This window comes from Vibrio sp. Vb1554 (genome assembly GCF_033344235.1).
This window is the reverse complement of record NZ_JAWPOJ010000027.1, coordinates 1-21,904: the sequence shown is the minus strand read 5'-3', so window position 1 is coordinate 21,904 and position 21,904 is coordinate 1. Positions and strand designations below refer to the sequence as shown.

Sequence of the window (21,904 nt, the reverse complement as noted above, 5' to 3'; positions counted from 1 at the left end):
ATTACGTAATAAAATTACATTAAATTTAAAGTCGTTTTATCATTTCAAACAAGCGTATGAATATAGACTGATAAACAAACACCTTGTATTCACAAGGGCTGAAGAGATGGATTTAAACAGGGGTCAAACAAGACATGCAGGGCTTTGTGTAAAATTAACATTGTGAAATTTCACTATTTTATGAAAGCTTCATCAAAGAAGAGCTGTAAAATTTTACAAGTCAAAGTTTACCAACAGAATAAAATACTAGAAAGCGCACTGTTTCCAGTGCGCTTTTAGATAAATAATGGAGAAGTAAGGGCTAATACTAATAGCTAAAGCAGCTCTGAAACGACTTCTGCAAGTTGATTAAATGTTTTCGTTCTTGACGAGCTCGGACGCCAAACTAAGCCGATTTCGCGATAAGCTTGTTTACCTGGAGGATCGATCACGACTAAATTCTGGTTATGCAGCAAGCCATGGTCGATAGCCATTTGAGGAATGAACGTTGTTCCCAAACCATTCGCAACCATTTGCACCAGTGTATGGAGGCTGGTTGCCGTAAACGGATTGATTTTTTCTTTGTCTGTTAATTTACACGCTGATACCGCATGTTCTGTTAAGCAATGTTCTTTCTCTAGTAGAAAGACGGATTCGTCAGGTAAATCCGCGTAACGAATCGGCACAGGGACCGATTGGGCTTGATTAGCGCTTATAACCATTCGAAACGGATCCTTACCCACTACTCGGCTTTCCATCCCATCAATTTCGACTGGTAACGCTAAAATAAGCACATCCAGCTCACCATGTCTGAGCGCTTGAAGTAAGTTTGTCGTCGTGTCTTCTCTTAATAAAAGGTTCAGTTGTGGGAAACGGTAGTTCACCTCTTGTACCAAATCACACAGTAAAAACGGAGCAATTGTTGGTATGCATCCTACTTTTAGCTGGCCTTGCATATCGTCGCCTTGGCACATACGTCCAAGCTCGACCAAATCTTGCCCTTTTGCTAACAGCTCTCGCCCCTGCTTTACTACCATTTCTCCTGTTTGGGTAAAAACCAGTGGACTTTTCTTGTCTTTCTTTTCATATAACGGACAGCCAATCAACTCCTCTAAGTTTTGAATACCCTTACTTAAAGTCGACTGACTGACAAAACAACGCTCTGCAGCGTCACTAAAATGTCTTGTTTCATGCAGTGTGACTAAATAGTGTAACTGCTTCAAACTGGGCCATTTATTCATAATTGTATTTGTATCTACCGCCGTTCCAGTGATCGAGTTAAGAGTTTTGTTATTATCGTTTTTTTCGATTAACTCAATCTATTTATTTCGCTTTTTTCAATACTACAATCTGTACTATAGTTTGTCTCGTACAAACACGAACCAAACCGACACAACTGAATTCGGTTTGGAGCTAACCATACTTTTTAGGAGCAAAAAAATGGTACTAGTAGGTCGTCAAGCCCCTGATTTTACTGCAGCAGCTGTTCTAGGTAACGGTGAAATCGTTGAAAACTTCAACTTTGCAGAGTTCACTAAAGGTAAGAAAGCAGTAGTATTCTTCTACCCACTAGATTTCACTTTCGTTTGCCCATCTGAGCTAATCGCATTCGACAACCGTCTAGCTGACTTCCAAGCTAAAGGTGTTGAAGTAATCGGTGTTTCTATCGATTCTCAGTTCTCTCACAACGCATGGCGTAACACTGCTATCGAAGATGGCGGTATCGGTCAAGTTAAGTACCCACTAGTTGCTGACGTTAAGCACGAAATCTGTAAAGCTTACGACGTTGAGCACCCAGAAGCAGGCGTTGCTTTCCGTGGTTCTTTCCTAATCGACGAAGAAGGTGTTGTACGTCACCAAGTAGTTAACGACCTACCACTAGGCCGTAACATCGACGAAATGCTACGCATGGTTGACGCTCTTAACTTCCACCAGAAGCACGGCGAAGTATGTCCTGCACAATGGGAAGAAGGTAAAGCAGGTATGGACGCATCTCCAAAAGGTGTTGCAGCGTTCCTATCTGAGCACGCAGCTGACCTAGGCAAAAAATAATAGACCTTCACCCTAGCTCAACGGGTGTGATGGTTGGATGTATATAAAGCAATAAGCTAATGCGGAAAACCGCAAACGCCAATCAGTCTAAGTAAAGTCCTATCAAAGCCCAGAGCCTCTGCTCTGGGCTTTCTTTTTCCTTCAGATAAACCGCCAAAATGAGGTAACGCTTTGGCGTAAACTTTACCTCTATTTATCATCCCCTCCATACAGATTCTGCTTACTTGCCCTGTTAATATCTTAGCCACAACACCTATTTGTAACGTTAGCAGGATGAATGAACGTGGTTACTCACCTAGAAGTCTGTATTGATAATATTGAATCTCTGCACTACGCCATTGCTGGCGGCGCCACTCGGATTGAACTTTGCTCCTCTTTGGCTTTAGGCGGACTAACACCCAGTTATGGCTTTATGCAGCAAGCGGCTAAGCTTTCGAGTGTTCCAGTTTATGCCATGATCCGCCCACGCCAAGGTGACTTCTTCTACAATGAAGAAGAGATCGAAATGATGCGTTGGGATATTGAAGCAGCTCACCAATCAGGCTTGAACGGTGTCGTATTCGGCGTGCTCACTCAAGACGGTGATATTCATATGCCTTACGCGGCTACGCTGTGTGAATTTGCTCAAGCGCTTGGCTTAGGCGTGACCTTCCATCGTGCCTTTGACCAGTGTCGTGACGCTGAAAAAGCTTTGGAAGAAGTGATCAGCTTAGGTTGTGAACGTATTTTAACCTCCGGTCTTTCGCCTTCAGCACCACAAGGGAACAATGTGCTTAGAGCTTTGGTTAAGCAAGCCCAAGGACGCATAGCAATCATGGCGGGGGCTGGCGTTAATGCGAGTAACGCACGTGCGTTAGTAGAAGACACTCAAGTTCCTGAAATCCATCTGTCAGGCAAAACCACACGCCCTAGCCAAATGACCTTTGTTGCTGAACAAAGCAAAATGGGCGTATCCGATGTCGATGATTTTTTAATCCCCATCACAAGTACACAAGCCATTACCGATGTCGTAGCAGCTCTCAAATAGACGACCGTAACCTCACGCGCATAGCTTTTGAGTGCTAACATATTGTTTATCAAGGAGTGAGGAAAGGTGTATGTCTAAATTGAAGAAAAAGGAATACGAAAAGGAGCTCAAAAACCTTCAAGTTGAGCTCGTAAAACTTCAAGAGTGGGTCAAACACAAAGGGTTAAAAGTGGTGGTTCTGTTTGAAGGACGTGATGCTGCGGGCAAAGGCGGAGTGATAAAGCGAATTACAGAAAAGCTAAACCCGCGTGTTTGTCGCGTAGTGGCTCTGCCTGCACCGACAGAAAAAGAAAAAACGCAATGGTACTTCCAACGTTACGTCGCTCATTTACCATCTGCTGGTGAAATCGTTTTATTTGACCGAAGTTGGTATAACCGAGCAGGTGTCGAAAAAGTCATGGGGTTCTGTACTCCAGACGAATACGAGGAGTTTTTACGCTCTTGCCCTGAATTCGAGAGAATGTTGCAACGCTCTGGGATTATTCTGATTAAGTATTGGTTTTCGGTTTCAGACGAAGAGCAGGAAAAACGTTTTCTAGGTCGAATTAATACGCCGATCAAACGTTGGAAATTCAGCCCAATGGATTTAGAGTCACGTCATCGCTGGGCGGAGTATTCGGAAGCAAAAGATAAGATGTTTGCCTATACAGACACGAAAAACTGCCCTTGGTGGGTCGTCCCTTCTGATGACAAAAAGAAAGCGCGCTTGAACTGTATCAGTCATTTACTAAGCCAGATTGATTACAAAGCACTTGAGTACTCACCTATCGAATTGCCTGAACTCAATAAAGAAGGTTACGTCAGAGCGCCCATTGATGATCAGACCTTCGTTCCTGATAAATATTAACGTGCTTTCCTTCTCTCTAATAAATAGGCCAGCCTAAAAGCTGGTCTATTTGTTGAAGTCAGTTACTTCAGTACGTCATCAATACTTTGATCACCTAGGTGGCGTACATCTTTCCCTTTCACAAAGTAAATAATGTATTCACAGATGTTCTGGCAGCGGTCCCCCACGCGTTCAATCGCGCGTGCCGACCACATCACTTGCAGAATATTAGGGATATTTTTTGGATCTTCCATCATGTAAGTCATCAACTGACGAATCACCGCTTCATACTCGGCGTCTAGTTTGTCATCTTGTTTATGCACCTCTGCTGCCGCTTCTACATCCATGCGGGCAAACGCATCTAAAACCTGATGCAGCATGTTAATTGCCTGACGGCAGAGAGGCTCTAACGACACTTGGAATTGTCGTTCTTTTGATGATGGGCTTTCGATGGCAACGTAAGCAATGCGTGTCGCCACATCACCGATGCGTTCTAAATCAGTGATCGTTTTGATGATAGCCATGATTAAGCGCAAGTCTTTTGCCGTTGGCTGACGCTTAGCAATAATGCGTGTACAGGCGTCATCGATCGAGACTTCCATCGCATTCACTTTATGATCGTCACGCACAACCTTACGCGCCAGTTCGATGTCTTCTTTATGCAAGGCTTGAATAGCATACGAAAGCTGCTGTTCTACCAAGCCACCCATGGTTAATACATGAGTACGAATCGATTCTAGCTCTACGTTAAACTGTCCTGAAATATGACGTCCAAAGTGCATGATGTTCCTTATTCCGTATAGAGTCGCGACTTAACCGTAGCGACCCGTAATGTAATCTTCGGTCTGCTTCTTCATTGGCGAGGTGAAGATCGAGTCCGCGTCAGAATATTCAATTAACTTACCCATATGAATGAAAGCAGTATGATCGCTCACTCTCGCCGCTTGTTGCATGTTATGGGTAACGATAACGACAGTATATTGAGTCTTCAGCTCATTGATAAGCTCTTCAATAGTTAAAGTTGAGATTGGATCCAACGCTGATGTTGGCTCGTCCAATAACAGGACTTCCGGCTCAATCGCCACCGCCCGCGCAATGACCAAGCGCTGTTGCTGCCCCCCAGATAAGCCAAATGCGTTCTCATGCAAGCGGTCTTTTACCTCATCCCACAACGCCGCTGAGCGCAAGGATCGCTCCACTGCGTCATCTAAACTACGGCTGTTTTTTACACCTTGTAAGCGTAAGCCATAAACTACGTTTTCATAAATAGACTTAGGAAATGGATTGGGTCTTTGAAACACCATCCCCACTCGGCGTCGAAGTGTCGCAACATCGACATTAGGATGATAAACATTCTTGCCATGGAGACGCACTTTACCTGTGACTCGACACCCTTCCACTAAGTCGTTCATGCGATTGATGCAACGTAATAACGTCGACTTTCCACACCCTGAAGGACCGATAAAAGCGGTGACTCGCCCTTTGGGAATTCGCATCGAAATATCATGCAGCGCCTGAGTTTGACCATAGAACAGATTAAGGTTCTCGATTGAGATGGCTGTTTGTTCATCCTTTAAATTATGAACATCCAATGGTGGCTCATAACCTAATGTACTATCAAAATTAAACATACTTAATCTTGTCCTAACGTTCTGTATTTTTCTCGTAAATTATTGCGAATACTGATTGCTGTTAAGTTTAGCCCGACAATCACTGTCACGAGTAAGAAAGAGGTAGCATAAACTAATGGTCGCGCCGCTTCGATGTTGGAGGTTTGAAAGCCAACATCGTAAATGTGAAAACCTAAATGCATGAACTTTCTATCCAAATGCACATAAGGGAATTGTCCGTCAACCGGTAAACTGGATGCCAATTTCACGACCCCCACCAACATCAGTGGCGCTACTTCGCCAGCTGCACGTGCAATCGCAAGGATCAAACCTGTGATAATAGCTGGCGTCGCCATAGGTAAAACCACACGCCATAGTGTTTCGAACTGAGTTGCACCAAGTGCCAGAGAGCCATGTCGTACTGAACTCGGAATACGAGTTAAACCTTCTTCCGTCGTCACAATCACAACTGGAAGCGTCAGCACGGCAAGAGTTAGTGCAGACCATAACAAACCCGGCGTACCAAAGGTTGGTGCCGGTAGCTTCTCCGCATAGAATACGTTGTCGATAGAGGCACCAATCGTATAAACGAAGAAGCCTAAACCAAACACGCCATAAACAATCGATGGAACACCCGCTAGGTTTATAACCGCAATACGAATAACTCTGGTTAGAGCGTTATTCTTAGCGTATTCATGTAGATAGATAGCGGCGATCACCCCGAGTGGCATCACAATGATCGACATGATGAGTACTAAGAAAACCGTACCAAATATCGCAGGGAATACGCCTCCTTCGGAGTTAGACTCTCTTGGATCTTCAGATAAAAACTTCCAAACCTGTTTTCCCCAATGCATGACTTTATCAGGCAGTGACATTTGGTTTGGATACCAGTAGTCCAAAATGTCTTCGAGCGGAATCGATACTTGTGACCCCGTCATATCCTCGACAATCAAGGCATAGTCAGAGAGCTGAAGTCGTAAACCATCAAGTTGTAAATCTAACGTCGCAAGCGCTTTTTCTATCTGCTCTTTTTTCGTCTGATTTTCCTTTAAGAAGCTTTCTGTCAGCGTGTCATTCAATTCATGCTTGCGCTTTTCTAATCGCAACTGCTCTAGCTTCCAACCAAGCTCTTTAAGCTGATCGACCACCAAAGAATCAATCTCATGGCGCAGAGTTTCTGCATCATCAAGCTTTTTATTTAGTACCGATTGAATATCACTGGTGTATATATTATCGCCATCTTGAAACGCCACCAGCTTACCAAAGAAATAACCACCGCTACTGCGCTCTATCACCGCCCACTCTTCTGGCGTCGTGGGCTCATCCAACTGCATTTGCAATACGGAGATAAAATCGGCGGGATACAACTCTCGGTTGGCGATTTTGATACTGAGTCGCGTGGCAAAATCTTCATCGTCTTCTAACTGTTGTGCTGCGCTTTCAGGCAAATAACTCTTCGGTACAAAGCTGCGCTCATACACTTGACCAATCAGAATAGTATTTTCATGTAGCACTTCACCTTGTACAGGAGTCAGCGCTGCAACATTCCACTGATACAAGGGCGCTGGCCAAAAGTAAGTCAGGCCTTTCCAGCCGATAAGGAGTAACAACCCTAATACCGACAACAAACTGATGCTGACTGCACCGCCTGTTAGCCATATCCACGGTGCGCCAGAACGAATCCAATTTAACACGTTATTACTCGCTCTTTATTCAAACCATTATTACAACGCACGGTACTTATCTCTCAGTCTCTGACGAACCCACTCCGCAAGCGCGTTTACTGCAAACGTAAACACAAACAAAATCAATGCAGCTAGGAACAGCAGGCGATAATGCGAACTTCCAACTTCCGACTCTGGCAACTCAACGGCGATGGTCGCCGACAGGCTGCGCAATCCTTCCAAAATATTCCAATCCATTAATGGCGTATTGCCCGTTGCCATTAACACAATCATGGTTTCGCCAACAGCGCGTCCCAGGCCCATCATAATGGCAGAAAAAATACCTGGGCTTGCAGTAAGCAAGACAACATAGATTAAAGTTTGCCAAGGCGTGGCCCCTAATGCCAAAGAGCCATCCGATAAATGCTTCGGTACAGAGAAAATGGCATCTTCGGCAATGGTAAAAATCGTCGGGATAACAGCAAACCCCATCGCTAACCCCACCACCAATGCATTGCGTTGATCGTAACCAATACCATGCTCGGTTAAGAATAAGCGCATATCGCCACCAAAGAACGTCTGCTCAATCGTAGGCGAAATCCACACTCCAAGCCCAATCAGTACCAATATGACAGGCATGAGCACTAAAGCATGCCAACCATTAGGCAGACGATTCCGCAAAGGTTGCGGTATTAATGCCCATAGCCCGCCCATAATCATGGTGCTCAAGGGCAAAACAAACAGCATAACGACGATCGTAATCAGGTGATCTTCGACAATAGGCGCGAACCACAATCCCGCGAGGAAACCAATGATCACCGTCGGCAGTGCTTCCATTAGCTCAATCGACGGTTTTACGACACGACGCATGCGTGGCGACATAAAGTAAGCCGTATAAATAGCACCTAGCACTGCGAGCGGTACTGAAAACAGCATCGCAAACATCGCCGCTTTTATCGTTCCAAACGCAATAGGTACTAGGCTGAACTTAGCCTCAAAGTTATCGCTCGCCGAAGTCGATTGCCACACAAATTCAGGCTCAGGATACCCTTCGTACCACACTTCTTGCCATAATGAAGACAATGAAATTTCCGGATAGGCATTGTCCACTTCCGCAACATTTAACGCATTATTTTGCCAAGTGATTAAGTAGCGTTCATTGTTAGACATTGCTGCGATTGCGGGCGCTTGATTGTACGCACGCTTAAACAACACCAGTTTTTCACTGGTTGTATAATGGCTTTGCAACGTGCCGTTGGTGTAAAAGCTATAAAATCCTTTTCGATGAGAATCCGGCAACAAATACTTAAGCTCTGATGCCAATTTAAAATCACGAATATGCGTTAACGTGCGTTTTTCTTCTTGCAGCGTATCAAACCATTGCGACACCCGACCATCGTTGTGCGTCACCAAAAGCGAGTAAGCACCAGCCAATAAGTCTATCGTACGAACGGAATGCTTCTTATCACCTTGAGTGAGATCGACCACCTCCCGTACAGCAAATTTACGTGCGGTTTTCTTTAACACTATCAACTCAGAGCCATCGCGCAAATAAAGCGTTTCACCGTCAGGTGTCAACAACATTTGCTGAGGCGTATTAAAGCCTGAAGAGAACGTAAAATCGATCGTTGTAGGAGACGTACCCAAAGACGAAGCCACTTGCCAGCGAGCTTTCACTTCACCGCTTTGCGTCTGCCAAACAACCGTTGGTAAGGGCGTCGAAGCTGCAAATACAAACTGAGTCACAGGATCTTGAGGCATACTTAGTGTCAGATCCATGCTGGTGTCTAGCTCAATCACTTCCGGAGGACGTGTATTTTCTCTCAATGTGGCATTAAATTCTGGCTTGAAAAGGTTCGCTTTACCCTGCCCATCAACAAATCCATACCAACCTAGCCCAGGAGCAGATTGAGAGAAAGCAACGGGTTTCTGGACGATTTGCTGTGTATACACCGCAGGTTTCGTAGGATCGTCCATCGACAAATATTGAATCTCACCACTCTGGGTTAGAACGAACGCGAGCTGAGCGTAATCATCCACTGAAATCGCAAGTGGTGTTTCAATATGAGTAGCTCGAATGGCTTGGTTGGTTTTGATCTCCGCATCAGAAAAAAGCGGAATGATCACCATAGCGAGGTAGACAAAGATCAAAATAAGCGCCGCGAGTACGCCGACACCACCGGATGTCACTGCAAGTCGAACTAAACGATCTTTTATCAGTCGTTTCTTATCTTTTTCCTGCAATGAAAACTCGGCTTGTGCCATTTAAATCTCTACCTTTTTTGACTTAGTACTAGAATATGTCGTTAAGATGACAATTATATTACAGATCACATTAAACACCTGAAAAGAATACAACTCTTATGCAATGCGTGGTATGAAATAAATCTGTAATGAAAATCTCATAATGTTCTCACTCATCCATTTTTCCAAGATGAGTACGTATTACTTCACTTTTGGCTAGGTAAGGTTATGAGCGCAGAAAAACTCTATATAGAAAAAGAACTGAGTTGGTTGTCTTTCAACGAACGAGTATTACAAGAAGCTGCCGATAAAACCGTCCCTTTGATCGAACGTATTCGCTTTCTTGGGATCTTTTCCAACAATTTAGATGAATTTTACAAAGTACGCTTTGCGGACGTGAAGCGCAGAATCCTAATCAGCCAAGAGCGCGGTGGCAGTGATAGCCCTAAACGACTGTTAACCAAAATGCAGTCGAAAGCACTAAAGCTTAACGAACAATTTGATGAGCTTTACAGCGAATTGATTCGAGAAATGGCGCGACGTCGCATTTTCTTGGTCAACGAACAACAACTGGATGAATCGCAACAAAAGTGGATCGCAAAATACTTCCGTAGAGAGGTAATGCCGCATATCACTCCCCTCCTAATGAAAGACGAGATCGATGTTCTGCAATTTCTCAAAGACGAGTACGCTTACATCGCCGTAGAGCTGCGTAAAGAAGAACATTACCAATACGCTCTGATCGAAATTCCAACCGATCACCTTCCCCGCTTTGTGATGGTACCAGAACAGAAAGGAAAGCGTCGAAAAACCATCATCTTACTTGATAATATTATCCGCCACTGTTTGGACGAGCTGTTCAAAGGCTTTTTTGATTATGATGAGCTTAGCGGCTATGCGATGAAAATGACGCGTGACGCTGAATACGATTTACGCAATGAAATCGAGTACAGCTTGCTTGAACAAATGTCAGAGGGTGTAAATCAGCGACTGACAGCAAAGCCCGTTCGCTTCGTCTACGAACGCGATATGCCGCCTCAAATGTTAGAGTTTCTGTGTAACAAACTTAATATCTCTAACTACGATAACCTTATCCCCGGCGGACGCTATCACAACTTTAAAGACTTCATCGGCTTTCCAAATGTTGGACGAGAATATCTTGAAAATAAACCTCTCCCGCCAATGAAATGTGCCGATTTCGAAGGTTATGCCAACAGCTTTGACGCGATTAAAGCGAAAGATATTCTGCTCTATTATCCCTACCACACTTTTGACCACATTAGTGAGTTAGTGCGCCAAGCCTCCTTCGATCCCAAAGTACTTAGTATCAAGATTAACATTTATCGCGTCGCGAAAGATTCTCGCTTGATGAACTCTTTAATTGATGCGGTGCACAACGGCAAAAATGTCACTGTGGTCGTCGAACTGCAAGCTCGCTTTGATGAAGAAGCCAATATCGAATGGTCAAAAGTATTAACCGAAGCGGGTGTGCACGTCATCTTTGGTGCGCCTGGCCTTAAGATTCACTCAAAGCTATTGATGATTAGCCGCCGCGAAGGTGAAGAAATTATTCGTTACGCACACATCGGCACAGGCAACTTCCATGAGAAGACGGCACGAATTTATACCGACTTCTCCCTACTTACGGCAGATCAAGAAATTACTAATGAAGTCCGTAATGTCTTCGGTTACATTGAGAATCCATACCGACCAGTGAAGTTCAATCACCTTATGGTATCTCCTCGTAATTCTCGAACCCAAATCTACCGCTTAATTGATAATGAAATTGCGAATGCCAAGCTAGGGAAAAAAGCCGCTCTTACGATCAAGGTCAATAACCTAGTCGATAAAGGCATCGTCAATAAGCTTTATGGAGCAAGTACTTCCGGTGTAAAAATAAACATGATCATTCGAGGCATGTGCTCATTAGTACCGGGCATTGAGGGGATCAGCGACAATATTCGCATCATCAGTATTGTTGACCGCTTTCTTGAGCACCCTCGCGTGGTGATCACCCACAATGATGGCGATCCGCAAGTTTATATCTCCTCCGCAGACTGGATGACAAGAAATATTGATCACCGTATCGAGGTAGCAGTACCAGTCCGTGATCCACGTTTGAAACAGAGAATTATTGATATAACGAATATCCATTTTACCGATACAGTAAAGGCTCGTTTAATAGATAAAGAAATGAGTAACGCTTACGTACCACGAGGTAATCGCAAAAAAGTTCGCTCTCAAATCGCTATCTATGACTATCTTAAAAATATAGAAAAGCAAACTAGAAAACAAAATTCAGATGCCTCAAATACTTGAACAAGATACTCGCTACATTGCCGCGATAGACCTCGGCTCAAACAGTTTCCATATGGTGGTGGCCAAAGTTGTTGGCAGTGACCTACAACTGGTTAGTCGTCATAAACAACGTGTTCGCTTAGCATCAGGACTCGACAGTGAATTGAACTTAAGTCACGCCGCAATGGAGCGTGCGCTAGAATGCTTAGCCATGTTCGCTGAGAGGCTGCAAGGGCTTGATGAGTCAAATGTACGTATCGCCGCCACACACACACTAAGACGCGCTAAAAATGCCCACCTTTTCATCGAGCGTGCGAAAGAAGTGATGCCTTTCCCAATAGAAATTATCCCTGGAGAAGAAGAAGCCCGCCTGATTTACTTAGGCGTCGCGCACACTCAAGTAGAATCCAACTCCAAACTAGTCATCGATATCGGAGGCGGCAGTACCGAGATGATTATTGGACAAGAATTTGAGCCTGAGCTTCTCAACAGTAAACAGATGGGATGCGTCAGTTTTACAGAACAGTACTTTAAAAACGGCAAACTATCAGGCAAAAACTTCAGTAAGGCGATGTTAGCGGCCGAACAAAAACTCGAGTCCATTGCTTCAACATATCGTAAAAAGGGCTGGGATATTGCTCTCGGCTCATCAGGAACCATCAAAGCGATTCAAGAAGTGCTAGTAGGATTAGGTTTTGAAGATGGCCTGATCACAGCGAGTCGACTAGATACACTTATCGAAACTCTGTGTAAATTTGATTCCATTGAAGATATTGAGCTGGCGGGTCTAACAGAAGAACGTAAACCCGTATTCGCAGCAGGCGTAGCGATTTTGTCCGCGATTTTCAAAGCGCTTCGCATTGAGCAAATGTTTTTCTCCGATGGTGCTCTACGCGAAGGCCTGTTGTACGAAATGGAAGAACGTTTTGCACGCTCCGATATTCGCATGCGCACCACAGAAAATTTAGCCAACAAGCACCGAGTCGACTTAGAGCATGCCGCTCGTGTTAAGGGGCATGCACGTGAGATGTTATGTCAGGTACGCTCTGAACTAGGCATTAAGAAAAAGAGTGAATTATTTGACTTACTAGAGTGGGCAGCGTTGCTTCATGAAGTCGGATTAAGTATCAACTTGCGTAGTTTCCATCGCCACTCTTTTTATATTCTGTTGCACTCCACCCTACAAGGCTTCAACCGTGAGCAGCAATTAGTGCTTGCAACATTAGCTCGCTTCCAGCGTAAAGCGCTCAAATTGCAAGAACTACCAGATTTCAACCTCTATAAACAGAGTGACGTTATAAGCCTCATCAAAATATTACGACTTTCTATCGTATTAAATGGGCAGCGTAATGAAGATCCATTGCCTGATATCACCTTATCTATCAAAAATGACGAATGGATTCTCACCTGCACAGATGAAGCATGGCTAGAAAACAATAAATTACTTCACGCGGATTTACAGGAAGAACAAGAACGTTGGGACATCGCGAAGTGGACACTCACTTTCTGATCTCGTACTGTCCATACCTAAATAAAAAGTCGGCTTACAGGCCGACTTTTTTTAACTCTTCTTCTGCAAAGTCTGCCGTAATGGGCACATAACCATCTTTCTCAACCAACGCTTGTCCCTGAGCAGAAAAGATAAAGCGAATAAATTCAGCTTCAATTGGTGTTAATGGGTAATCAGGGTGCTTATTCACGTAAACATATAAGTAACGTGATAGTGGGTACTTACCACTAACAATATGTTCTCGCGTTGGAGTCACGTAGTCATTTCCCATTTTAGCCACAGGGACTAAGCGCACGCCTGCCACTCGATAACCGACACCGGAATAACCAATTCCACTGATGGTTGACGCTACAGCTTGCACAACTGACGCGGAGCCTGGCTGCTCGTTAACTCGGGTCTTGAAATCCCCGCCACACAAAGCATTGCTTTTGAAGTAACCGTAAGTTCCAGAAACGGAGTTACGACCAAACAACTGGACGTTTCGCTTTGCCCACTGTGATTCAAGACCGAGTTGCTGCCAGTTTGTGACAAATTGACTTTCACCACAGCGCAGCGTGGCAGAAAACAAAGCATCTAACTGACTAAAGTTAAGCCCTTGAATTGGATTATCTTGATGAACAAAAATACCGATTGCATCGATGGCGACCCTGAGCGCAGTTGGCTTGTAGCCATGTTCACGTTCAAACGCTTCAACCTCTCTTAAACGCATAGGGCGGCTCATGGGACCAAACTGAGCTGTTTGTTCGGTCAATGCTGGAGGGGCAGTAGAAGAGCCAGACGCTTGGACTTGCGCATTAATATTCGGGTAAATGGATTTAAACTCTTCAACCCAAAGCGTTGTCATACCCGCAAGTGTATCGGAGCCAACAGAGAGCAAGTTCCCGACAATCCCCGTCGTTTTATGATAACTCGGCAATGGTTTATCTTGAGCGGCAGCCATAAAAGAACAAACAAGCGCGAATAAACTGAATGTTTTTGCTAATCGTAAAGCCATTATTTCACCACCAAACGCTCAGGCAATACGAAAGAAAACTTACTACCCACGCCTACTTCACTGTGAATTTCTAAATGAGAGTCATGGTGACTCAGCGCGTGTTTTACAATGGCAAGCCCTAAACCACTTCCACCAGTATCACGTGATCTTGCTTTATCCACTCGATAAAAACGCTCAGTAAGTCGATGGAGGTGCTGAGGTTCAATACCATCACCACTATCTTCCACCTCTAAGCATGCGCCTTGAGAGGTCTGGAACCAACGAACATTAATGTTCGCACCAGGCGGTGTGTATTTGACGGCATTATAAACGAGGTTAGAGATAGCACTACGTAACTGGTCATCATCGCCCAGCACGCGTAGGCTAGCATCAACATCAAATTTCAATTTATGTTGGTTGTCCCCACTAAGGCTAACCGCCTCTTTTTCTAACACTTCAAGCATCGCGGGCACATTCACGACTTCCTCAAGCTCATGCATAGGTGCCGCTTCAATTTTAGATAGTGTCAGTAGTTGGTTCACCAAACTGTTCATGCGGTTAAGCTGCTCCGTCATGACACCATGAGCTTTGCTCCACATAGGACCCACGACCATATCAGGATCTTCTGTCATCTCAAGATAACCTTGTAGCACCGTCATTGGTGTACGCAGTTCATGAGATACGTTGGCAAAGAAGTTGCGACGCATTCCCTCAAGTTGTTTTAACTGGCTAACATCACGCACCACCATCAAATGTTCACCTTCGGTATACGGTACGATACGTAGTTCTAGCATGCGTTCGACATTGAGTGGTGAACGCATTTCTAATGGCTCTGAAAAGTCTTTCTTGTTGAGGTACTTGATAAAATCAGGTGTACGAATGAGATTGGAGATAGGTTGACCTGAATCTTCTGGCCAATGGAAGCCCAGTAAGTGCTGAGCCAGCTTGTTGCACCAAACAATATTGCCTTCAGCACGGAATACCACTACCGCATCGGGTAGCGATTCTGCACCATTTCGGAATCGACGAATAAGATTAGTAAGCTCTTTTCGTTTGCGGCGTTGGCGCTGTTGTAAGCGATACAACCCATTGAACAAAGATTCCCAATTACCGCTACCAGATGGTGGCGTGAGGCGTTTTTCATCCCATAACCAAGAAGATAAACGTACTTGGTTATGCAAATGCCACACAAGCTGCAATGCCGTAGCAGCCAAAAGCAACCACGGCATATAACCGAATATCCAACCTACTATCACCCATGGGGTGTAAAAAAAAGCCAGCTCCCAGGCCAGCTTTTTCCACGTTAATCTTTCAACCACTCATAACTCCAGAAATGGTACCGATAAGCTGCGTGTTAATTTATGCCTTCGTCGAGAAGCGGTATCCAGCACCACGAACAGTTTGGATCAGCTTATCATGCCCTGCAGCTTCCAATGCTTTACGCAGGCGGCGAATGTGAACATCGACTGTACGGTCTTCGACATACACGTTGGTGCCCCAAACATTGTTTAATAGCTGCTCACGGCTGTATACGCGTTCTTGATGCGTCATGAAAAAATGAAGCATCTTAAATTCTGTAGGGCCCATGTCTAATGGCGCATCATTAGCCGTAACACGGTGCGATACAGGGTCAAGCTTCAATCCCTGTACATCAATTACATCTTCTAGTGCAGTCGGAGTAACGCGACGAATGACCGCTTTTAAGCGTGCAACCAACTCTTTAGGAGAGAATGGCTTAGTAATGTAGTCATCCGCACCAACTTCTAAACCACGCACTTTATCTTCTTCTTCACCACGAGCGGTAAGCATCACAACTGGAATGTTGCGCGTTAATTCCTCTCGCTTCATATGTTTGATGAAGTTAATGCCACTACCGCCTGGTAACATCCAATCCAGTAAAACTAAATCAGGGAAGGGTTCAGCCAGTTTGGTTACTGCAGTATCGTAATCTTCCGCTTCTACCGCTTGGTAACCTTTCTGCTCAAGTACGAAGCACAGCATTTCGCGAATAGGAGCTTCGTCTTCAACAACCAGAATCCTTCTAGACATAATTGAGTAACCTTATGTTCGTTGAGCTAATGAATTTAAGAGACAAAGTGCCTCTCTTTGCATAAGCATTATCACTACCAATTATGACACTTTTGTGACCTTTGAAAACAAATTTTCATATAACTTTCTTTTGAGGTTCATTCGGATATTTTTCATTTCTATTAAGACATCAGCACAAAAATTCCCTATGATTAGTCCCTTGTCATCAAGCCTAGAGAAGATTTATGTGGTTTAAAAACTGTCTGGTATACCGCGTTAACCGCGAGGTTACTTTTAACGCCGAACAACTAGAAACTCAGCTGTCTGAATTCCAATTCACCCCGTGTGGCAGTCAAGACAAACAGAAATTTGGCTGGGTCAGTGCAATGGGTAGACATGGCGATATGATGACTCACGTGTCAGAAAACCGCATTCTGATTTGCGCCAAGAAAGAAGAGAAAATGCTACCTGCCTCTGTGATCAAAGAATCATTGAATGCAAAAGTAGAAGCAATGGAAGCGCAAGAAGGTCGTCCTCTGAAGAAGAAAGAGAAAGACAACCTGAAAGATGACATCGTAATGGATTTACTGCCGCGCGCATTCAGCCGCAGCAGCCACACTCACGTGCTCATCATGCCAAAAGAAGGTTTTATCCTTGTTGATGCAAGCAGCTATAAAAAAGCAGAAGATGTATTAGCATTGCTTCGTAAAACCATGGGTAGTTTACCTGTTGTTCCTGCTATTCCAGAAGTGGCGATTGAAACTACGCTAACCGAGTGGGTGAAAAGCGGTGACACACCTCAAGGTATCAGCATGATGGACGAAGCTGAGCTAAAATCCGTACTTGAAGAAGGTGGTGTGATTCGCTGTAAGAAGCAAGAGCTAACCACTGATGAAATCCGCAACCACATCGCTGCGGATAAAGTCGTGACGAAACTTGCGCTTAATTGGCAAGATCGTATTGAGTTCATTATGACGGAAGATGCAGGCATCAAACGTCTAAAATTCTCTGATGAATTGAAAGATCAAAACGATGATATTCCACGTGAAGATCAAGCAGCTCGATTTGATGCAGACTTCTCTCTAATGTGTGGAGAGTTCAGTGCTTTCCTTCCCAACCTATACGATGCGCTAGGCGGCTTACCGAATCCTAACGCTTAATTTTGTATAAAGGTTAACCATAACGCCCTCACTTTTTTTGAGGGCGTTTTTCTATCTGAAGCACAATTACCCTAGTCACAGTTCACATTTTGACGTAAAATTTGCGCCCCATTTCCATTAGGTGGAATTGGCCTGACTTGTGATCAGATAAAAGAGAATTGAGCAATGACAACTGAGAAAGCATTCGTGCCTGAGCTACTATCTCCAGCGGGCAGCCTGAAAAACATGCGTTACGCATTCGCCTACGGGGCAGATGCAGTTTACGCAGGCCAACCTCGCTACAGCCTTCGCGTACGTAACAACGAGTTTAACCACGAGAACCTAAAAATCGGTATCGATGAAGCCCACGCCCTAGGCAAAAAGCTTTATGTGGTATGTAACATTCAACCACACAACTCGAAGCTAAAAACGTTCATCCGTGATCTTAAGCCAATCGTAGAGATGGGTCCTGACGCATTGATCATGTCAGATCCAGGCCTAATTATGATGGTTCGTGAAGCTTTCCCAGAAATGCCAATTCACCTTTCTGTACAAGCAAACGCTGTAAACTGGGCGACCGTTAAGTTCTGGGCAGCGAATGGCGTGGAACGTGTGATCGTTTCTCGCGAGCTGTCTCTAGAAGAAATCGAAGAAATTCGTGAGCATTGCCCTGAAACTGAGCTTGAAGTATTCGTTCACGGTGCATTATGCATGGCTTACTCAGGTCGTTGCCTACTTTCTGGCTATATCAACAAACGTGACCCTAACCAAGGCACTTGCACTAACGCATGCCGCTGGGAATACAAAGTTGAAGAGGGTAAAGAAAACGACGCTGGTGATATCGTAGAGAAATTCGACCCGACTGAAGCACAGCCTGTCGAAGTACAAGACGAGCGCCCTGAAACCACAATTGGTCGCGGCAAACCAACAGATGAAGTCGTTCTGCTTTCTGAAGCGCACCGTCCAGAAGAAAAAATGGCGGCTTACGAAGATGAGCATGGTACTTACATCATGAACTCTAAAGACCTACGAGCGGTTCAGCACGTTGAACGCTTAACTAAGATGGGTGTTCACTCATTGAAAATTGAAGGTCGTACTAAATCGTTCTACTACTGCGCACGTACCGCTCAAGTTTATCGTAAAGCGATTGATGATGCTGTAGCAGGTCGACCATTCGATGAAAGCCTAATGGGTACACTAGAAAGCCTAGCTCACCGTGGCTACACTGAAGGCTTCCTACGCCGTCATACACACGATACTTACCAAAACTACGATTACGGTTACTCAGTCTCTGATGCTCAACAGTTTGTTGGTGAGTTCACTGGTAAACGTCGTGGCGATATGGCTGAAGTAGAAGTGAAAAACAAATTCCTTGTCGGTGATAGTCTTGAGCTAATGACGCCAAAAGGTAATGTTGTTTTCACGCTAGAAGCGATGGAAAACCGTAAGTCAGAGTCTATTGAGGATGCCAAAGGGAATGGTCACTTCGTCTTCATTCCAGTACCAGCAGATCTAGATTTAGAATACGGTCTATTGATGCGTAACTTGAACTCAGGGCAGGACACCCGTAACCCGACTGGTAAGTAATCATGGCCTTGCTCATTACTGACAAATGCATCAACTGCGACATGTGTGATCCCGAATGCCCCAATGGGGCAATCAGTATGGGAGAGAGCATTTTCGAAATTGATCCAGCGCTATGTACAGAGTGTAAGGGGCATTACGAAAAGCCGACCTGTCAGTCAGTGTGTCCAATTACAAAATGCATAATCACTGATCCGAACCATGTCGAAACTGAAGAGCAGTTGCTTGAAAAATTCGTGATTATTCAAGGGTTAGCATAAGAGCAATTAGGTTCAACTTTGACATCAAAGTTGAACCTTTTCTCAACCTGATTTTTCAATAGGGATAATATTGCAGAACAGCTCTTTTTCAAAATGATACTCTAGTCTCTCACGCCAATTTTCCGCTTGAGAAACAGGTATTAAATAAAAGTTTTCTCGGCTCGTATCAGTAACGAAAGCCATTCCATATTGCATCAGCTCATAATGCACATCATTAACAAAACCCGGATCAAGGCGTTGACGCCCAGTCAGGTGATTCACATCCTCTCGAGTCAAAGAGACTCCTTTAGTATCACTGCTAAATCTGTGTCTTAACCACTCTGCAAATTCTTTTGCACAAATCATAGTCATGGTTTTGTCCTTGATTTACTCTTCTAACAGGAAAAGGGTATATCCCTGCCTTACACACTTGTCTGCGTTGTTATCGCTTTTTAGCCAACTGACAGACATATTGCTAAGAAACCAGAGTATCGTGACGAAAGATCTTTTTCTAAACAGAGAAGTTACAACTTACCCATACTACAACTCTTTGTTTAATTTAGATTTCTATAATATGTCCCCAAAACTGATTGGGTTAGTTTTTGTATTGGTACTATTCAATGTAGACAAAAGTATGATGTTTCTCCAGTTTCATAAAAGAGATCACCAAGTACAGATAAACCTGAAGAGTAACACTAATTAGGATTGATAAGCGGCAAGCATTGAGGTGGAACGACTTTTTTTCGTTTGGGCTTAGAGGTTGTTTTTACCCGTTGAGGGGTATCAGTAGGTTTTGCTTTTGGGGCCCAACTTGCAAGCTCAGCACCGCAACCATCACCTACTGGAGGTGGTGCTTGATCAACACAATAGTCGCTCGAATCAGGACAAGATAACCTGACGTGAAAGTGGTAATGATGCCCCCACCATGGACGTACTTTACGTAACCAAGAACGATCTTTGCCGTTTTCTTGCAAGCAAAGTTGCTCCTTAATAACAGGATGTACAAAAATTCGTGCAACATCCTTACTTTTTGAAGCGTACCGAATTAGCTTAAAGTGCCGTTCTTCCCAGCGATGATTAAGTATGGAATAACCTTTTAAATCCACCACACTCATGGGTTTAGGAAGTTGTAATTCGTTATAAGAAAGCGGTTGGTCAGCAAGTCTTAACCAGATATCGATATCTAACCCGGTTTGATGACTAGAATGACCAGAGGAGAACCTTCCACCTCTAGGTAAAGACAAATCACCAATTAGCAGAGTGGTGTTGAGATTTTGATGAGCTTTAAGCGCCAGATTTTCAATAAACTCTATCGTTTTAGGGTGCCCATAGTAGCGCTTCGTTTTACTACGTAAGACTTGATAACCAACGCCATCGAGAGGCAAGGGTAATGCACCATCTAAACAACCGTTAGCATAACTACCAATAGAGGAGGAAGAGTTTCGGGTAGGATTAACCGCAGACTCCCAAGGAGTAGAACATACTGAAGCTGAGAAACATAAACCCAAAGTTACAATGAAACTCAGCCTCATAGCCTTTAACCTTTAGTAGTGTTCGCCATTATCGTAATAAGCTTTAGGAGATAAGGCGGAAAAGATAACCGCAACATCAATATCGGCACCAGCGATACCGCGCACTTGTTGCGTAATAAGCTTGGCAACTTCATCTTGCACTTCCTGGCCACGGTCGAACCAAAGCACTTCGACAAAAGGATATGCAGCACTCACCTCACCCTCATTGAAAAACGTAGTGTAGATATACTCAAAAGTAAAATCCTCACGCGGACAGTCCATTAGAGGCTGAAGTTCATCCGTAAGAGGTTTTGATAATGCCTGAACAGCTTGTGGCTCTACAGCACGGAATCGAAAATGTGGCATAAACTTACTTCCTAATTATTAGCATTAATGCATGATGATAACAGGAACCAAGTCAGTAATCATCCAAGCCAATGTAACCACTGACCTTTCAATAGATTGTGAATCAGATGTGCTCGATAACGAAGAAAAAGTGTTATGAAATTCGAAGGTAAAACAGAAAGAGCAAAGCGATACATCAACATTTAGTAATTACATTACTAGAAAATAAAACTATCTGAAGCAAAGGTATGCCATATTCGTTGGATAAACATACACCTGACATCGAAACTATACGTTAGGAATAAAAGAGACCCTGACCTAAGCCAGAGCTTATGAATATGGGGGGATAGGTGAAGTGGACCAATATCCCGGAGATATGAGCTTTCAATCCCCCCGATACTTTGGTATCAGAGGAATCGACAACTCTTCCAACTAGTCAGCTTCTCTTTTCTTCAGATGCAAAAAAGCCCCAGCATTACTGCTGAGGCTTTAAAGTATGGCAGGGGTGGAGAGATTCGAACTCCCAACACGCGGATTTGGAATCCGCTGCTCTGCCAATTGGAGCTACACCCCTGTAATTCGTGTTTATTGAGACGACGCTCAAATAAGTGGCGGAGTGGACGGGACTCGAACCCGCGACCCCCGGCGTGACAGGCCGGTATTCTAACCAACTGAACTACCACTCCGCAGTGGTATCACTCGCTTTAATAAGCAAGCGTCCGCTTTTGTCTTCACTTTTCGAAAAAGTGAAAATAAAACTAAAGCCTGGCGATGTCCTACTCTCACATGGGGAAACCCCACACTACCATCGGCGCTATTTCGTTTCACTTCTGAGTTCGGCATGGAAATCAGGTGGGTCCAAAACGCTATGG

At 44.2% G+C, this 21,904-nt stretch carries 18 protein-coding genes, 2 tRNA genes, 1 rRNA gene and 2 pseudogenes; 8 read left to right on the top strand and 15 right to left on the bottom strand.

Going from position 1 to position 21,904, the window contains the following annotated elements; all coding sequences use genetic code 11:
• Positions 1–314: 314 nt before the first annotated feature.
• On the bottom strand, positions 315–1,220 hold the full coding sequence (locus tag R8N28_RS18885; RefSeq protein WP_005383681.1) for a hydrogen peroxide-inducible genes activator: 906 nt from the start codon (positions 1,218–1,220) through the stop codon (positions 315–317).
• Positions 1,221–1,419: 199 nt separating this feature from the next.
• Between R8N28_RS18885 and R8N28_RS18880 the strand changes: the two genes are divergently transcribed.
• The 3 genes from R8N28_RS18880 (at position 1,420) to ppk2 (ending at position 3,905) form a co-directional block, all read left to right on the top strand.
• Positions 1,420–2,031, top strand: a complete 612-nt coding sequence (locus R8N28_RS18880; RefSeq protein ID WP_005381738.1) for a peroxiredoxin C — start codon at positions 1,420–1,422, stop codon at positions 2,029–2,031.
• A 283-nt stretch (positions 2,032–2,314) separates the two neighbouring features.
• Positions 2,315–3,058, top strand: a complete 744-nt coding sequence (locus R8N28_RS18875; RefSeq protein ID WP_114139498.1) for a copper homeostasis protein CutC — start codon at positions 2,315–2,317, stop codon at positions 3,056–3,058.
• A 70-nt stretch (positions 3,059–3,128) separates the two neighbouring features.
• Positions 3,129–3,905 carry a polyphosphate kinase 2 gene (gene ppk2, locus R8N28_RS18870; RefSeq protein ID WP_005381743.1) on the top strand — a complete coding sequence of 259 codons (777 nt, stop codon included), beginning with the start codon at positions 3,129–3,131 and terminating at the stop codon, positions 3,903–3,905.
• Positions 3,906–3,967: 62 nt separating this feature from the next.
• On the opposite strand, the gene phoU is transcribed toward ppk2, so the two are convergent.
• The 5 genes and pseudogenes from phoU to R8N28_RS18850 all read right to left on the bottom strand — a co-directional run bounded on the left by phoU (position 3,968) and on the right by R8N28_RS18850 (position 9,426).
• Positions 3,968–4,666, bottom strand: a complete 699-nt coding sequence (gene phoU, locus R8N28_RS18865; protein WP_005381744.1) for a phosphate signaling complex protein PhoU — start codon at positions 4,664–4,666, stop codon at positions 3,968–3,970.
• A 30-nt stretch (positions 4,667–4,696) separates the two neighbouring features.
• Positions 4,697–5,515: a phosphate ABC transporter ATP-binding protein PstB gene (gene pstB / locus R8N28_RS18860; RefSeq protein ID WP_065274201.1), complete on the bottom strand. Its 819-nt coding sequence runs from the start codon at positions 5,513–5,515 to the stop codon at positions 4,697–4,699.
• A gap of 2 nt (positions 5,516–5,517) precedes the next feature.
• A pseudogene (gene pstA, locus R8N28_RS18855) lies at positions 5,518–6,894 on the bottom strand (phosphate ABC transporter permease PstA); the annotation flags it as partial.
• Positions 6,895–6,959: 65 nt separating this feature from the next.
• Positions 6,960–7,191, bottom strand: a pseudogene (locus R8N28_RS27470) (phosphate ABC transporter, permease protein PstA); the annotation flags it as partial.
• A 30-nt stretch (positions 7,192–7,221) separates the two neighbouring features.
• Positions 7,222–9,426 carry an ABC transporter permease subunit gene (locus R8N28_RS18850; RefSeq protein WP_065274199.1) on the bottom strand — a complete coding sequence of 735 codons (2,205 nt, stop codon included), beginning with the start codon at positions 9,424–9,426 and terminating at the stop codon, positions 7,222–7,224.
• Positions 9,427–9,633: 207 nt separating this feature from the next.
• Between R8N28_RS18850 and ppk1 the strand changes: the two genes are divergently transcribed.
• Positions 9,634–11,724 (top strand): polyphosphate kinase 1, encoded by a 2,091-nt coding sequence (ppk1, locus tag R8N28_RS18845; protein WP_005381748.1) that lies wholly within the window; start codon positions 9,634–9,636, stop codon positions 11,722–11,724.
• Positions 11,708–13,213, top strand: coding sequence for an exopolyphosphatase (gene ppx, locus R8N28_RS18840; protein ID WP_065274198.1), 1,506 nt, complete (start codon positions 11,708–11,710; stop codon positions 13,211–13,213). The genes ppk1 and ppx overlap by 17 nt, the downstream gene beginning before the upstream one ends.
• Positions 13,214–13,247: 34 nt before the next feature.
• Here ppx and R8N28_RS18835 read toward each other — a convergent pair whose 3' ends face one another.
• From R8N28_RS18835 to phoB, 3 genes are read right to left on the bottom strand one after another with little or no spacing between them, the layout of a single operon-like run.
• Positions 13,248–14,207 (bottom strand): PstS family phosphate ABC transporter substrate-binding protein, encoded by a 960-nt coding sequence (locus R8N28_RS18835; RefSeq protein WP_025768852.1) that lies wholly within the window; start codon positions 14,205–14,207, stop codon positions 13,248–13,250.
• Complete coding sequence (gene phoR, locus R8N28_RS18830) at positions 14,207–15,505, bottom strand: phosphate regulon sensor histidine kinase PhoR (protein WP_005383667.1); 1,299 nt, start codon at positions 15,503–15,505, stop codon at positions 14,207–14,209. The genes R8N28_RS18835 and phoR overlap by 1 nt, the downstream gene beginning before the upstream one ends.
• 40 nt (positions 15,506–15,545) lie before the next feature.
• Complete coding sequence (gene phoB, locus R8N28_RS18825; protein ID WP_005381752.1) at positions 15,546–16,235, bottom strand: phosphate regulon transcriptional regulator PhoB; 690 nt, start codon at positions 16,233–16,235, stop codon at positions 15,546–15,548.
• 224 nt (positions 16,236–16,459) lie between these two features.
• Between phoB and rdgC the strand changes: the two genes are divergently transcribed.
• The 3 genes from rdgC (at position 16,460) to R8N28_RS18810 (ending at position 19,197) form a co-directional block, all read left to right on the top strand.
• Positions 16,460–17,374, top strand: coding sequence for a recombination-associated protein RdgC (gene rdgC / locus R8N28_RS18820; protein WP_017633930.1), 915 nt, complete (start codon positions 16,460–16,462; stop codon positions 17,372–17,374).
• A 165-nt stretch (positions 17,375–17,539) separates the two neighbouring features.
• Positions 17,540–18,940 (top strand): tRNA 5-hydroxyuridine modification protein YegQ, encoded by a 1,401-nt coding sequence (yegQ, locus tag R8N28_RS18815; protein WP_025768851.1) that lies wholly within the window; start codon positions 17,540–17,542, stop codon positions 18,938–18,940.
• A 2-nt stretch (positions 18,941–18,942) separates the two neighbouring features.
• Entirely contained in the window at positions 18,943–19,197 is a 255-nt protein-coding gene (locus R8N28_RS18810) for a YfhL family 4Fe-4S dicluster ferredoxin (RefSeq protein ID WP_005381763.1), read from the top strand.
• Positions 19,198–19,239: 42 nt separating this feature from the next.
• Here the strand turns inward: R8N28_RS18810 and R8N28_RS18805 are convergent, their stop codons facing one another.
• The 6 genes from R8N28_RS18805 to rrf form a co-directional block, all read right to left on the bottom strand.
• Positions 19,240–19,548, bottom strand: a complete 309-nt coding sequence (locus tag R8N28_RS18805) for a hypothetical protein (protein WP_005381765.1) — start codon at positions 19,546–19,548, stop codon at positions 19,240–19,242.
• 323 nt (positions 19,549–19,871) lie between these two features.
• Positions 19,872–20,708, bottom strand: coding sequence for a penicillin-insensitive murein endopeptidase (gene mepA / locus R8N28_RS18800; protein WP_005381766.1), 837 nt, complete (start codon positions 20,706–20,708; stop codon positions 19,872–19,874).
• A gap of 12 nt (positions 20,709–20,720) precedes the next feature.
• On the bottom strand, positions 20,721–21,053 hold the full coding sequence (locus tag R8N28_RS18795) for a DUF1904 domain-containing protein (protein ID WP_005381768.1): 333 nt from the start codon (positions 21,051–21,053) through the stop codon (positions 20,721–20,723).
• Between the two features lie 476 nt (positions 21,054–21,529).
• Positions 21,530–21,606, bottom strand: a tRNA-Trp gene (locus tag R8N28_RS18790).
• 35 nt (positions 21,607–21,641) lie between these two features.
• Positions 21,642–21,718, bottom strand: a tRNA-Asp gene (locus R8N28_RS18785).
• A 77-nt stretch (positions 21,719–21,795) separates the two neighbouring features.
• A 5S ribosomal RNA gene (rrf, locus tag R8N28_RS18780) occupies positions 21,796–21,904 on the bottom strand; the annotation flags it as partial.